Source organism: Streptomyces sp. NPDC053069 (assembly GCF_044546895.1).
Taxonomy (GTDB): domain Bacteria; phylum Actinomycetota; class Actinomycetes; order Streptomycetales; family Streptomycetaceae; genus Streptomyces.
Window position 1 is genome coordinate 355,767 of sequence record NZ_JBITZN010000006.1, and the last position, 12,356, is coordinate 368,122.

Sequence of the window (12,356 nt, forward strand, 5' to 3'; positions counted from 1 at the left end):
CGATCCAGGCCGGTCCTTGATCAAGTCTGTGTCTTCTGCGAAGGAGACGCTCCCGTGCGAATTACTGACATTCAGCGCTGCGAAGTCCGGCCCGGCCGGCTCGTCGAGTGGACGTTCGGCCCGGCGACCGTCGCCGCCGCGGCAGTGCTCCCGCCGGATCCTCGGCCGCCGGCGTACATCCAGGAGTCGCACATCAGAACCGCACGGTCGGTGCGCGAGGGCGGACTGTTCGTGCCGACCTGGATCGGCGCGGCGTTCGATCTGCCGGGCCACGCCGAACTCGCCGCGCTCGAACGGGCGTTGCGCGGCTGGACGCTCCGGCACGAGACACTGCGCAGCGGCTTCAGATGGGCCGGTGACGACATGCACCGGTTCACGCTCGACGAGGACGACGTGTCGCTGCGCCGCGAGGTGGTCGGCGACTTCACCGACGCGGACACCCTGGTCCGGTATCTGCAGAACCGGTTCGACGTCGCGGCGGACGCGCTCGGCTGGCCGAACCTCATCTACGCGGCGGTCCTCCGCGAGGACTCCACCAGCGTGTACCTGGCCTTCGACCACACCAACGTCGACGCCTACTCCCTGCAGCGCATCCCGGACGAGATCGGCGAGTTGTACCGGGCGGGCCTCACGGGCCGGTCCGTGGCCGATCACGCCGTGGGCAGTTACGTCGACTTCTGCGAGCAGGAGCGGGCGAACGCGGACGGCATCGACGACACGCACACGATCGTCGACCGCTGGCGGGAGTTCATCGCCCGGTGCGACGGGAAACTCCCGGACTTTCCCGTCGACCTGGGGCTGCGGCCCGGTGGCACGCTGCCCGCCCAGCAGCTGCTGCGCGAGCCGCTCGTCGACGCGGACGCCGCCGCCGCGTTCGAGGCGTACTGCCGGCCCCACGGCGGCAGCATGGTGGGCGTCCTGGCCGCGACCAGCCTCATCGTGCACCAGCTCGGCGGACAGCCGGTCTACCGCACGGTCGTGCCGTTCCACACCCGGGTGAAATCCGCCTGGTCGGACTCCGTGGGCTGGTACGTCGGCGGCGCGCCCATCGAGGTGCCCGCGGCACGGGACTTCGACACCGCGCTCGCCACGGTCCGCGCCGAGCTGCAGGCCAACCGGTCGCTGGCGCGCATTCCGCTGGCCCGCGTACTGCGCCTGCTCGGCGCGGACTTCCGGCCGACCTCGCCCGACCTGTACTCGATCGTCTCGTACGTCGACGCCCGCGTCGTCCCCGGTGCGGACCGCTGGACCGGGCAGAAGGCGTACGCGCTGATCCGGGTGTCGTACGGCGACCAGGTGTGCGTGTGGGTCAACCGGCTGTACGAAGGCCTGTGGCTTGCTTGCCGTTACCCCGACACCGACGTCGCGTACAAGAACCTCCGGCGGTACATCGAGGCGCTGCGCGACCTCGTACTGTCCGTGCCCGCTCCCGATCGCATGCGGGCCGCGGAGCCGACCTGCTCTTAATACAACTGCCTTTTCCGGCATTCGTGTTGGGGCACCGAATGACAACCCGCTGCAGTACGGCGGCAGTTGTCATCACCCGGTAATGCATTCACGCTCATGTCCCCTTTGGGACACGGATATCCGCCAAAGTGGAATACCGAGTATCGCTACTGCTAGTGTTCAGTCAGTCACGGTAGGCAATCAGCCTCGACGTACAAGCAAGAAGAGCCGAGGGTTCCATGCGCAAGCTTCAGCAGGTCGTGATCGCAGCAGTGGCGGCCGGCGGTCTGTCCGCGGTCGGCGGCGCCGCCGGTACCGCCTACGCTCACGGTGGCGGCGGGCTGGAGGTGAACGACCTCTACCGCCCCTACCAGGAGTGCAGCCCGCAGACGGTGGCCGACGGCAACCTCCCGATCGGCGTGCTCGGTCTCTCCCAGACCCTGGACACCACCTGCGGCCAGTTCAACAACGCTTTCACTGGCTGAGGTCGACGGCGTCGTCGCATGCGACGCCTCCCGCGGAACCCTTCGGGTCAGCCCCCGAAGGGTTCCGTGCACGCCGGGCCGGTTGCCTGAACCTCGAAGACGAAGACAGAGCCCGGCGTTGCCGGTTCGCGGCACACGGCGTCCGGGCGCCCCTCACAAAGGAAACGCATCCCATGCTCAGTAGGAAGAAGATCGCGGCCGTTTCGGGGCTTGTTGGCGGCCTCGCCGTGACCTGCGCCGGTCTCGCCCAGCCGTACGCCATGGCCGGTCCGGGTGTCTGTACGCGCGACCTCCAGGGCAACGTCAGCTGCATCCAGAGGATCCAGGGCGAACTGCCGGAGAACGGGGTCATGCCCCACCAGGAGAACTGCATGCCGATGCAGCCCCTGTTGCTGCCCGCCGCCCTGGGCAACGGGACGATGCGGATCGGGCCCGAGGTGACCTGCAGGGGTGTGACGCCCGACAGGGGTGACAAGCCGGACGTGACCGACCTGTTGGGGTGAGCCTGGGGCCGGACCTTCCGGTGGAATTCCTGCCGTAATCCGACACGACGTATGGAAAGATCCCAAATTGCTACCGATTGTGTGTATATGCTCACACTAAGTAGTCAAGCCAGGGCTTCCTGCCCGGGTAAGAAAGGGTCAAACCATGCGTAAGTTTCAGCGCGCCGCAGTCGTAGCCGCGGCGGTTGCGGGTCTGTCCACCCTCGGCGTCGGCGTCAGCTTCGCCGGCGGCTACGACGACACCCCTCCGCAGATCAACGCGGTGGCCAACTCGTCGGCCAACGCCGTGGCCACGTGGGGCGGTTACTTCACTCCCCAGCCGGGTGACGGTGGCCACAAGGACGCCCCCACGGGCGAGGAGGGTTACGGCCAGTACTCCGCTCCGACCGACAGCGGTCAGCAGCAGCAGCAGTAGTAGAAGAACCCCAAGGTCTCGATGCGCACGTTGAGCGCGCTGCGGTCGTAGCGCATCGACACCCCTTTGGAGCACGACATGCACATCGTACGAACTGAACGTCCCTGTCCTGGATCAACTCGGACTGTTCGCCGGTGTGCTGAGTAATACCCCATGGCGAAGGCAGCCCGGACGCGCGGCAGACACCTCAGGGTGCGCGTCCGGGCTGCGGCTGTGTCGTCGCCGGACGCGCCTGACAAGGCGTCAAGGCGCTTGGTTCGACGTTCGGCTTTCTCCAAGGCCCGGGTGCGCGCCGTTCCACGGCGTCGGCGTCCGGGCCTCCAATGCAAAGGAACACAAGCCATGTTCACTCGGCAGAAGATCGCGACCGTCTCGGGGCTCGTCGGAAGTCTCGCCGTGATCTGCGTCGGCGCCGCGCACGCGCACGCCGATGAACCCAGGAGCGATTGCCGGAACACCGTTCTGGGCGACACCATCTGCATGCGCAAGAGCGAGACGGACGTCGACAAGCGCGGCGCCCACGCCATCAAGCAGACGCGGGACTGCGCGGTCGCCGACCGGCCGCGCGTGCTGTTCCCCGACGACGATCTGCTGGGCGGCGGAACCAAGAACGTGGGGCCGGCTGTGGACTGCTCCAACAAACTGGAGCTGCCCAAGGGCTTCAAGAAGCCTCAGGTCAACAAGCCCCAGGCGCCGAAGCTGAAGTTCAAGAAACCCCACATCCGTTTCTGACAGGCGATCAGAGAAATGCCGGACCGGGATCGCTCCCGGTCCGGCATTTCGACTTCATGTGACCGCGGGGGTCTTCCGGTGACATGGAATTCCCCGGTGCCCCGACCTGCGGCCGGGACACCGGGGAAAGATTCCTACTTGATTTCCTGCTTATTTTCCGACTTTTCTCGCTTACTTTCCGACCGCGTTGTTGCAGCCCATGGTCGAGCCGAGGGACGACTGCTGCGCCCCCGGGTTGCCCTCGCCGTTCAGCAGGTTGCCGCCCAGGCCGTTGGCGATGCCGACCTCTCCGAGGACGTCGACATTGCCGTCGTGCGACCTGCAGGTGGTGCTCTGCAGAACGCTGAAGCGGTCGCTGTCGCCGCCCTTGTGCCAGCCCTGGTCGGCGTGGGCGGCGCCGGCGCTCAGGAGCCCGATGCTCCCGAGGGCGGCGACCAGGACGGCAGCCTTGCGGAGCTTGTGCATGTCATCTCCGGTGGGGTGATGAAGTGGATGCGATCCGTGACAGATCGACTTCGTACGGTTATGGAGGCTAATACGAAATAACCAAGGCCAATCGGCGACGCGCCGAATTCGGAATTCCTGTCACTCTGAATGCCCATGCGCACACAAAAAGGAACCGACCCCGAGTGTGGAGCTCGGGGCCGGTATTATTTCCCGCTTTTAGTCGCCTGTGCGACCGTGTACTCAGAAGGCGCTGTTGTTGCAGCCCATGGTCGAGCCGATGTGGGTCGACTGGGCACCCGGGTCGCCCTCGCCGTTGAGCGCGTTGCCCAGGAGGCCGTTGAGGATGCCGACCTCGCCGAGGACGTCCAGGTTCAGGTCGTGCGACTTGCAGTTGGAGCTCTGCAGGACGCTGAACTTGTCGCTCTTCTCGCCGCCCTTGCCTCCCCAGCCGTCCTGGCCGGCGTGGGCGGTGCCGCTCATGAGGGCGATGCTGCCGACGGCCGCGACCAGGACGGCAGCCTTGCGAAGCTTGTGCATGTCATCTCCGGTGGAGTGAAGTTGATTGCGATCTGTGACAGATCGACTTCTTACAGTTACGGGAGGTTAATCAGAAATAGCTCAAAACGGACAGCGACGCGCCGACTTCATGATCCCTGAGCAAAAGCACCCGAAAGCCGCAACGCATGCGGACGGGCCCTTCGGGGCGATCCCCGAAGGGCCCGTGGCTGGGCGTCGATGTCCGGCTTCTCCCCTTATCCCAGGGGGAGTTGTCCTGGTGCGCGGAGTCCGGTCCGAGGGCGGAGAGGCCCTAGTGCGCGGTCGCGTGGGCGAGGGCGTTCGACTGCATGTTGGACTGGCCGCAGTCGATGCCGTGAGTGTCGGCGGCGGCGAGCACGGCGACCGGGACGGCCGCGTTGAGCAGCGACTGCGGGCTGCACTCCTGGGACGGGCGGAAGAGGTTGCTCTGCAGGGACGAGGAGTCGCCGCCCTGTCCCGGGGTGGCCTGCGGGCTGATCTGCGGGCTGATCGACGGGCTCAGTGTCGGGTTGACCTGCGGGGTGACCTCGGCGCCGCGCTGCGGGGCCTGCGGTGTCCGAGGGGCGCCATAGCTCTGCGTGCTGGCCTGGGCGGAAGTGGCCGAGTCCGCCTGGGCGTCCAGCTGCGAAACGGGGGGCGGCGCAGCGCCGTTGTAACCGTTGTAGGCGGGAGCCGCGGCGGAGCTGGGGCCGGCGCCGACGGCGGACAGACCCCCGGCTGCTGCGACGACGAGCGCGACTTGCTGAAGCTTGCGCATGGAACCCTCGGCCCTTCATTGACCTGTGCACGGAACGTGTCGGAATACTGGTGTCTCACTGCAGCTGTTGCTGTGGTTGCTGCCCTGGGCGGCTGCGATGGACCATCGCTCTGTCCTCGTGGGGAACGACACAAGTGCCGAGCCGGATACGGCTGTCGGGCTCCGGTCACCCATTTGCCCCAGGGGTGCGCGCGCCTCGGTATGACGTTGCGGACTCCCCTGCAATCCTGACCCGACGCGTCCGTCCGTCAATGGCAAATGGGTGACGGACTTCCGGGTCCCGTGACCGGGGCGGGGGAAATGTCGTTGCCAGCTGGGAGAGGGCAGCGATCATGGATCACGGAGGGGTAAAGGGAGTTCGCTGCCAGCTCTGGCGTAAGTCCGTGTGCGGCCCGGGAGTTACCCCCGTAACGGCGCAGTACGACCATACGAATACCGGGCCGAGTGCATACGAGACCGCACCGAATACAACGGATTTCCCTGTTCAGGTATTGAAGGGCCGAGGGTTCCATGCGCAAGATTCACAAGGCCGCGCTCGTCGTAGCGGCGGCCGGCGGCTTGTCCGCCATCGGCGCCGGCGTCAGCCATGCCGACACTCCCGTCGGATACGGCGGTGGTGCCGCTCCAGCGCCGGCTCCCGAGTACCCCGCACCCCCGTACGCGGCTCCGCAGTACGCACCTCCGCAGTACGCCATGCCCCAGTACGCGCCGCCCCAGTACGCACCTCCGCAGTACGCCGTGCCCCAGTACGCGCCCCCGCAGTACGCGCCTCCTCAGTACCCGCCGCCCCCGCCGAGCGGTCCGCAGGCCGCGGCGACGGCCAACTCGCGGGGCGTCGCACAGGTCGCCGCTCCGCAGCCGTATGCCCAGCCGGTGATGCCGCCGCCTCCGCCCGCGCCGCCCGCGCCGCCGCAGCAGACCGGTTACGCCGCCGCGACGGCCACGTCCCTGGGCTCCGCGCAGGCCTCCAACTCGCCGTACGCCCCCCAGCAGGCGGCCGCGCCGCAGCCGGCGGCACAGGTCATGCCCCAGGTCAGCCCGCAGTCCGCGCCGGAGGTCATGCCGCGGGTCGCCCCGCAGGTCGCCGTTCCCCAGACCTTCGGCGCGACGGAGGCCCCGCCGAAGGTCGCCCCGCAGGTGAACCCCCAGGTGAACCCCCAGGTCAACCCGCTCGTCAACCCGCTGGTCGCAGGGGCCGGCACGCCGCAGGTTCCCGGGCTCGGCCTCGGACAGGTCGCGGCGCCTCCCGTCGGCCAGCTGGGTCTTCCCCGCCTCGGCTGATCGCCCAGCCGCGCTCCGCCGCCCCTTCTCGATCTGCTGCAGATCGCATCCGCTAGACCATCGGAGAAGTAATGCGCACGTTTCACAAGGCCGTCCTCGTGGGCGCCGTCCTCGGCAGCGTCGGCACCTTCGGTGTCAGCCCCGCCTCCGCCCACGGTGAGCCGGGCCACGACCTCGACGTCACGCAGGGCATCGAATGCCGCTCGCACGACATGAACATCGATGTGCTCGGCAGCGTCGGCGCCGTCAACGGCCTGGCGGGCAACCTGCTGAACGGCGAAGGCAACCCGGGCGCGCAGCAGAGCCACCTCGGCTCGGACATGGGCTGCAACAGCAAGGCGCTCTGACCCGGACGTACCGCGCCGGATCGTCCCCGCAAGCACCGGGGAGGGTCCGGCGCTCTTCTGTGTGCGGGCCGTGTCGCCTCGGTGCCGGCCTGAACGACGAAAACGCCCTCCCTGAGGGGAGGGCGGAAACCGGCGCCCCCGGCAGGACTCGAACCTGCGGCCAAGCGCTTAGAAGGCGCCTGCTCTATCCACTGAGCTACGGGGGCCTGGTGTGGTGGCCTCGTGCCGGGTGCCCCGAGGGGCTGATCCCTGACGTTGCCCGGGGACAAGGATAGGGCTCCCGGTTCCCTGACCCTGTCGCTTCCCCTCCGTGGCTCGATGTGGAGGTTCGGTGAAGCGGTCCTGATAATCGCAGGCAGGTGCGATTCGTGCATCGCTTTTGGCCTCCGACGCACCGGGTGTTGTGCACTCGTTATGCCTCGACTGTGCCCGTGTCCCAATGGTTCCTTACGTCCGTTCCGTCCCCTCGGCGCGCAGACATGTCTATATGCTTCAGAATTCCCCTAAAATTGGGCATTCTTCGCATGTGGTGACCTTGGACGTAAGGCCTCAGCTGCTCGACACACTCTCCGCTCTGCGCGACAGTGTCGCCGCCACACGCTTTCCGCTGCCCCTGCCCGGGGCCGCACGTGCGCGTGCCAACCGCGACGAACTCCTCGCGCAGCTCGACGACTATCTCGTACCCCGTCTGCGAGAGCCCGAGGCGCCGTTGCTCGCCGTCGTCGGCGGCTCCACCGGCGCGGGCAAGTCGACGCTCGTCAACTCCCTCGTCGGGCGGCGCGTGAGCGAGGCGGGCGTGCTGCGGCCGACGACCCGGACGCCGGTTCTCGTCTGCCACCCGGACGACCATCACTGGTTCAGCGGGATGCGCGTGCTCCCCGAGCTCACGCGCGTGTGGGCGCACCAGCAGGACCCCGTCGACGAACTGCTGCTGCCCGACCGCGAGACCCCCGCGCGCGTGCTGCGCATCGAGACCACCGAGACCATCCCGCGCGGGCTAGCCCTCCTCGACGCCCCCGACATCGACTCGCTGATCGCCGACAACCGTGTCCTCGCGGCGGAGCTGATCTGTGCCGCCGACGTCTGGATCATGGTCACGACGGCGACCCGCTACGCCGACGCCGTCCCCTGGCACCTGCTGCGCACCGCCAAGGAGTACGACGCCACCCTCGTCACCGTCCTGGACCGGGTGCCCCACCAGGTGGTCTCGGAGGTCTCCCGGCAGTACGGCGCCCTGCTCACCAAGGCCGGGCTCGGCGACGTACCCCGCTTCACCGTGCCCGAGCTGCCCGAGTCCGCGTGGGGCGCCGGACTGCTGCCCGCCACCGCCGTCGCGCCCCTGAGGACCTGGCTGGTGCACCACGCCCAGGACCCCGCCTCCCGGCAGCAGGTGATCGCCCGCACGGCTCACGGCCTCCTCGACTCGCTCAAGTCGCGCATGCCCGAGCTGGCCGGCGCCGTCGCCGCCCAGTACGCGGCCGCCGTGCGGCTCACCACCGCCGTGGAGACCGCCTACGACGGCGAGCACGCGCGGGTGCGCGGCCGTCTGCAGGCCGGCGCCGTACTCGCCGGGGACGCGCTCAAGCGCTGGCGGGCCTTCCCCCTGGACTGCACCCCCGGGGAACTCCTCGACGCGCTCGTGGAAAGCCTGGCCGCCCTGCTGTTGTGCTCCGTCACCGCCGCCGACGAGCGGGTCGACGAGGCCTGGCGGCACGAGCCCGCGGCCGGCGCCCCGGGCCTCGCCGGCCGTGACCGCTCCCCGGAGAGCGCCGAGCACCGCATCGGCCTCGCCGTACGGCGCTGGCGGCGGGAGCTGGAGGAGTACGCGGAGGACGAGGTGCGGGTACTGGAGCGCACATCCGCACCCGACCCCGAGGTCGTCGCCGCCGTCGTCGCCACCTCGCTGCTGGGCGGGCGCCGCACGCGCAACGTGGGCGAGGGGCTCGCCGACAAGCTCGGCGCCCATGGCGCGCTGCGGCTGCGCGACCGGGCGGCGCGCCTGCTGGCCGAGTACGTCGACCGGGTCATGCACGCCGAACGCGAGCGGCGCCTCGCCCCGCTGGACGCCCTCGGCGTCAACCCCGGACCCCAGGCCGAACTCATCGCCGCGCTGTCCGTACTGCAGAAGGAGAGGTGACCGGTGACGGCCGCCACTGATCAGGACCACATGGAGCACACCGACCGCACGGCGCGCACCGAGCACAGCGGTCACCTGGATGCCGAGGTCAGGAGACCAATGGAGCGTGGCGACCTGCTCGGGGAACTGCCGCCCCCGAGCTCGGGCGTGCCCGGCGACGCCGGCGCCGTACCGGAGGACGGCACCCCGGGCGGTACCTCCGCCACCGCCCCCGGGAACCGGCCCGAGGGCGCGGGCAGGGATTCCGAACCGCCCGCATCGACGGCGGACGCCGACACGCCGAAGAACCCGGCCGAGGCCGACGACCGGGGCGGCGACGCGGCCACAGCCGAGTCCGAGTCCGAGTGCGAGTCCGGTGCCGGTGCCGGTGCCGGGTCCGGGCCCGGGGCCGTGGCCGTGGCCGAGTCCGGGGCCGAGTCGGGGTTCGGGTCGGGGGCCGGGTTCATGTCGGAGCCCGGGTTCGGGTTGGGGACCGAGTCCGGGGTCGGGTCCGAGGCCGAGGACCGTGACCGGGGGTGGCACGCGCGCGTGACGGGGGCGGACGCGGGCCCCGAGTCACAGATCCGCACGGTGCCGGCGGAACCGGCCGTCGAGCGCGAGGCGCGCGTGACGGACCAGGGCGCGGGCGGGGGCGTGCCGGACAAGAGCACCGACGCGCGCGTGACGGACAAGGCACCGGGCAGGCCTGGGCTCGGCAAGCCCGCGGACCCGGGCGCCACGGGACGGGGTGCGGGGCGGGACGGGGCCGGCCTGGGGAAGGGCGCGGATGGGGGCGGTGCGGGGCGGGGGTCGGGCTGGGGTGGGCTCGGGAAGGGTGCCGATGCGGGCGTGACGGGGCCGGGCAGGGCTGGGCTGGGGAAGGGTGCCGAGGCGGAGGGTGCGGGGCGGGACGGGGCCGGCCTCGGGAAGGGGGCGGACGGGGGCGTGACGGGGCCGGGCCGGGCTGTGGTCGGGAAGGGTGCCGATGCGGGCGTGACGGGGACCGGCAGGGCTGGGCTCGGGAAGGGTGCCGAGGCGCGGGTGGCGGATCAGGGCGCGGGCCGGGACAGGGCCGGCCTCGCCAAGCACGCCGACGCGGGTGGCGGTCAGCGCTCCCGCCCGCCGCACCGCACGCCCCGGCAGCCCGGCCCCAGTGACGAGGCGACCCCCCGACGCACGCCGGGCACCGGGACCGGCACCGGCACCGACGCCGATCCCGGCACCCACGCCCGTGCCGACGCCGACGCCGACTCCACGGAGACATGGGACGACGGCCTCATCGCCCGGCGTGTCACGGACGCCGCGGCCGCCGCGCTCGCCGCAGAGCGGGAGACCACCACCCGGGGCCTGGGCAACAACCCGCCCGCCCCCCTGGCGTACGACGGCCCGCTGCGCTCCCGCCTCGACGCCCTGCGCGAACTCGTCGGCCTCTCCCGCACCCGGCTGGACAAGCACACCCTCTCCGAGGCCGGCCGGGTCCTGGACGAGGCGGCCGCCCGCCGCAAGCTCTCCGGCCGGCACACCGTCATCGCCATCGCGGGCGCCACGGGCAGCGGCAAGTCGCAGCTGTTCAACGCCCTCGCCGGCGTGGCCATCTCGGAAACCGGCGTACGGCGCCCCACCACGGCCGCCCCCATCGCGTGCAGCTGGAGCGACGGCGCGGCGGGCCTGATCGACCGACTGGGCATCCCGGGCCGGCTGCGCCGCCGCCCCGTGCACAACCCGGAAACCGAGGCGGAGCTGCGCGGGCTGGTCCTGGTCGACCTGCCCGACCACGACTCCGCCGCCGTACAGCACCGCGAACAGGTCGACCGGATCCTGAAGCTGGTCGACGCGGTGATCTGGGTGGTCGACCCGGAGAAGTACGCCGACGCCATCCTGCACGAGCGCTATCTGCGGCCCATGGCCGGCCACGCCGAGGTCATGTTCGTCGTCCTCAACCAGGTCGACCGGCTGCCCGGGGACGCCGCCGACCAGGTCCTGGACGACATGCGGCGGCTGCTGGACGAGGACGGCGTCGCGCTCGGCGAGCACGGGGAGCCCGGCGCGACCGTGCTCGCGCTGTCCGCGCTCACCGGCGAGGGCGTCGGCGAACTGCGCGAGGCGCTCGGCCAGTTCGTCGCGGAGCGCGGCGCGGCGGCCCGCCGGGTCGCGGCCGACGTGGACGCCGCCGCGGCCGAACTGCGGCCCGTCTACGCCGCCGAACGGCGCGTCGGCCTCAGTGAGGAGGCGCGCGAGGAGTTCGGGGCGCGGCTCGCGGACGCGGTGGGCGCCACCGCGGCGGGCGAGGCCGCCGAGCGGGCCTGGCTGCGCAACGCCAACCGCGCCTGCGGCACGCCCTGGCTGCGGCTGTGGCGCTGGTACCAGGGGCGCGGCGACTCCACGACGGGCCGCCACGCGGTGCGCACGCAGGCCGACGAGGAGGCCACGGCACGGCAGCGCGTCGAGCAGGCGGTCCGCACGGTGGCCGACCGGGCCTCGGCCGGGCTGCCGGGGCCGTGGGCGCAGGCGGTGCGCGAGGCGGCCGTACGCGGCTCGCAGGGGCTGTCGGAGGCGCTGGACGAGCTGGCGGAGCGGGCCGGACTGCCTCCGGGCCGGCCGCCGCGGCCCGGCTGGTGGCCGGCCGCGGTGCTGGTCCAGGCGGCCATGACGCTGCTGCAGATCGTGGGCGGGGTGTGGCTGGCGGGCCAGATCGCCGGCGTCATGGCGCCCAACCTCGGGGTCCCGGTGCTGCTGATGCTGTGCGGGATCATCGGCGGGCCGCTGGTGGAGTGGGGCTGCCGGATGGCGGCCAGAGGACCGGCCCGGCGCTACGGCCAGGAGGCGGAACGGCGGCTGCGGGAGGCGGCCGCCGGCTGCGGCCGGGCCCGCGTGCTCGACCCGGTGGCGGCGGAACTGCTGCGCTACCGGGAGGTGCGGGAGCAGTACGCACGGGTCGTGCGGACCGGGTCGGGGGTGCGGGTCGGCTGAAGGGCCTGCTGAGGGGGCGCCTGCCGATGGGCCTGCTGAGGGGCCTGCTGAGGGGGCGCCTGCCGAGGGGGAGCCGAGGGGCCGGCCCACGGGTGCTGCGGGGCCGGCCGAGGGGGCTGCCGACGGGCCCGTGGGCGGGCCGATCGAGGAGCGGATGCGGTCACCGGGGGTGAAGGCGGTGGCGGGGGCGGGCGTCACCCGTGCAGGTGGCGGGGTTTTCCACAGGTGCATGGTCGTCCACAGCGCTCAGCGGGCCCGGCCCGACGGAGGCAGTCTGGGTTCGCGGCGATCGCACGGCGGGACCGGCCGGAGGACGGCGG

Annotated in this window: 12 protein-coding genes and 1 tRNA gene; 9 read left to right on the plus strand and 4 right to left on the minus strand. The window is 71.2% G+C overall.

Features of this window, described 5'->3' with window-relative positions:
- Positions 1-54 precede the first annotated feature (54 nt).
- The 5 genes from ACIGXP_RS16730 to ACIGXP_RS16750 all read left to right on the plus strand — a co-directional run bounded on the left by ACIGXP_RS16730 (position 55) and on the right by ACIGXP_RS16750 (position 3,581).
- Positions 55-1,467: a condensation domain-containing protein gene (locus ACIGXP_RS16730; protein WP_399768903.1), complete on the plus strand. Its 1,413-nt coding sequence runs from the start codon at positions 55-57 to the stop codon at positions 1,465-1,467.
- A gap of 218 nt (positions 1,468-1,685) precedes the next feature.
- Positions 1,686-1,931 carry a hypothetical protein gene (locus ACIGXP_RS16735; protein WP_363216846.1) on the plus strand — a complete coding sequence of 82 codons (246 nt, stop codon included), beginning with the start codon at positions 1,686-1,688 and terminating at the stop codon, positions 1,929-1,931.
- A 173-nt stretch (positions 1,932-2,104) separates the two neighbouring features.
- Complete coding sequence (locus ACIGXP_RS16740; RefSeq protein ID WP_363216847.1) at positions 2,105-2,434, plus strand: hypothetical protein; 330 nt, start codon at positions 2,105-2,107, stop codon at positions 2,432-2,434.
- A gap of 145 nt (positions 2,435-2,579) precedes the next feature.
- Positions 2,580-2,849 (plus strand): hypothetical protein, encoded by a 270-nt coding sequence (locus ACIGXP_RS16745; protein ID WP_363216848.1) that lies wholly within the window; start codon positions 2,580-2,582, stop codon positions 2,847-2,849.
- Positions 2,850-3,191: 342 nt separating this feature from the next.
- On the plus strand, positions 3,192-3,581 hold the full coding sequence (locus ACIGXP_RS16750) for a hypothetical protein (RefSeq protein WP_399768906.1): 390 nt from the start codon (positions 3,192-3,194) through the stop codon (positions 3,579-3,581).
- 171 nt (positions 3,582-3,752) lie between these two features.
- Here ACIGXP_RS16750 and ACIGXP_RS16755 read toward each other — a convergent pair whose 3' ends face one another.
- The 3 genes from ACIGXP_RS16755 to ACIGXP_RS16765 form a co-directional block, all read right to left on the minus strand.
- Complete coding sequence (locus ACIGXP_RS16755) at positions 3,753-4,046, minus strand: hypothetical protein (protein ID WP_399768908.1); 294 nt, start codon at positions 4,044-4,046, stop codon at positions 3,753-3,755.
- Between the two features lie 222 nt (positions 4,047-4,268).
- A complete protein-coding gene (locus tag ACIGXP_RS16760) occupies positions 4,269-4,565 on the minus strand; it encodes a hypothetical protein (protein ID WP_363216851.1) in 297 nt (98 codons plus the stop codon).
- Between the two features lie 271 nt (positions 4,566-4,836).
- Entirely contained in the window at positions 4,837-5,322 is a 486-nt protein-coding gene (locus ACIGXP_RS16765) for a hypothetical protein (RefSeq protein WP_363216852.1), read from the minus strand.
- A 510-nt stretch (positions 5,323-5,832) separates the two neighbouring features.
- On the opposite strand from ACIGXP_RS16765, the gene ACIGXP_RS16770 reads away from it, so the two are divergent.
- Entirely contained in the window at positions 5,833-6,603 is a 771-nt protein-coding gene (locus ACIGXP_RS16770; protein WP_399768911.1) for a hypothetical protein, read from the plus strand.
- Positions 6,604-6,674: 71 nt separating this feature from the next.
- Positions 6,675-6,950 carry a hypothetical protein gene (locus ACIGXP_RS16775; protein WP_399768913.1) on the plus strand — a complete coding sequence of 92 codons (276 nt, stop codon included), beginning with the start codon at positions 6,675-6,677 and terminating at the stop codon, positions 6,948-6,950.
- Positions 6,951-7,083: 133 nt separating this feature from the next.
- On the opposite strand, the gene ACIGXP_RS16780 is transcribed toward ACIGXP_RS16775, so the two are convergent.
- Positions 7,084-7,156, minus strand: a tRNA-Arg gene (locus ACIGXP_RS16780).
- Between the two features lie 320 nt (positions 7,157-7,476).
- Here ACIGXP_RS16780 and ACIGXP_RS16785 point away from each other — a divergent pair.
- Together ACIGXP_RS16785 and ACIGXP_RS16790 are read left to right on the plus strand one after the other, a co-directional pair.
- A complete protein-coding gene (locus ACIGXP_RS16785) occupies positions 7,477-9,087 on the plus strand; it encodes a dynamin family protein (protein ID WP_363216854.1) in 1,611 nt (536 codons plus the stop codon).
- 1,020 nt (positions 9,088-10,107) lie between these two features.
- Positions 10,108-12,036, plus strand: coding sequence for a GTPase (locus ACIGXP_RS16790; RefSeq protein WP_399769097.1), 1,929 nt, complete (start codon positions 10,108-10,110; stop codon positions 12,034-12,036).
- Positions 12,037-12,356: the final 320 nt, after the last annotated feature.

What these genes read in the sequence shown, in the direction of transcription:
- ACIGXP_RS16735 (WP_363216846.1), top strand. Translation starts at nt 1,686, where the DNA reads ATGCGCAAGCTTCAGCAGGTCGTGATCGCAGCAGTGGCGGCCGGCGGT.
- ACIGXP_RS16740 (WP_363216847.1), top strand. Translation starts at nt 2,105, where the DNA reads ATGCTCAGTAGGAAGAAGATCGCGGCCGTTTCGGGGCTTGTTGGCGGC.
- ACIGXP_RS16745 (WP_363216848.1), top strand. Translation starts at nt 2,580, where the DNA reads ATGCGTAAGTTTCAGCGCGCCGCAGTCGTAGCCGCGGCGGTTGCGGGT.
- ACIGXP_RS16750 (WP_399768906.1), top strand. Translation starts at nt 3,192, where the DNA reads ATGTTCACTCGGCAGAAGATCGCGACCGTCTCGGGGCTCGTCGGAAGT.
- ACIGXP_RS16755 (WP_399768908.1), bottom strand. Translation starts at nt 4,046, where the DNA reads ATGCACAAGCTCCGCAAGGCTGCCGTCCTGGTCGCCGCCCTCGGGAGC.
- ACIGXP_RS16760 (WP_363216851.1), bottom strand. Translation starts at nt 4,565, where the DNA reads ATGCACAAGCTTCGCAAGGCTGCCGTCCTGGTCGCGGCCGTCGGCAGC.
- ACIGXP_RS16765 (WP_363216852.1), bottom strand. Translation starts at nt 5,322, where the DNA reads ATGCGCAAGCTTCAGCAAGTCGCGCTCGTCGTCGCAGCAGCCGGGGGT.
- ACIGXP_RS16770 (WP_399768911.1), top strand. Translation starts at nt 5,833, where the DNA reads ATGCGCAAGATTCACAAGGCCGCGCTCGTCGTAGCGGCGGCCGGCGGC.
- ACIGXP_RS16775 (WP_399768913.1), top strand. Translation starts at nt 6,675, where the DNA reads ATGCGCACGTTTCACAAGGCCGTCCTCGTGGGCGCCGTCCTCGGCAGC.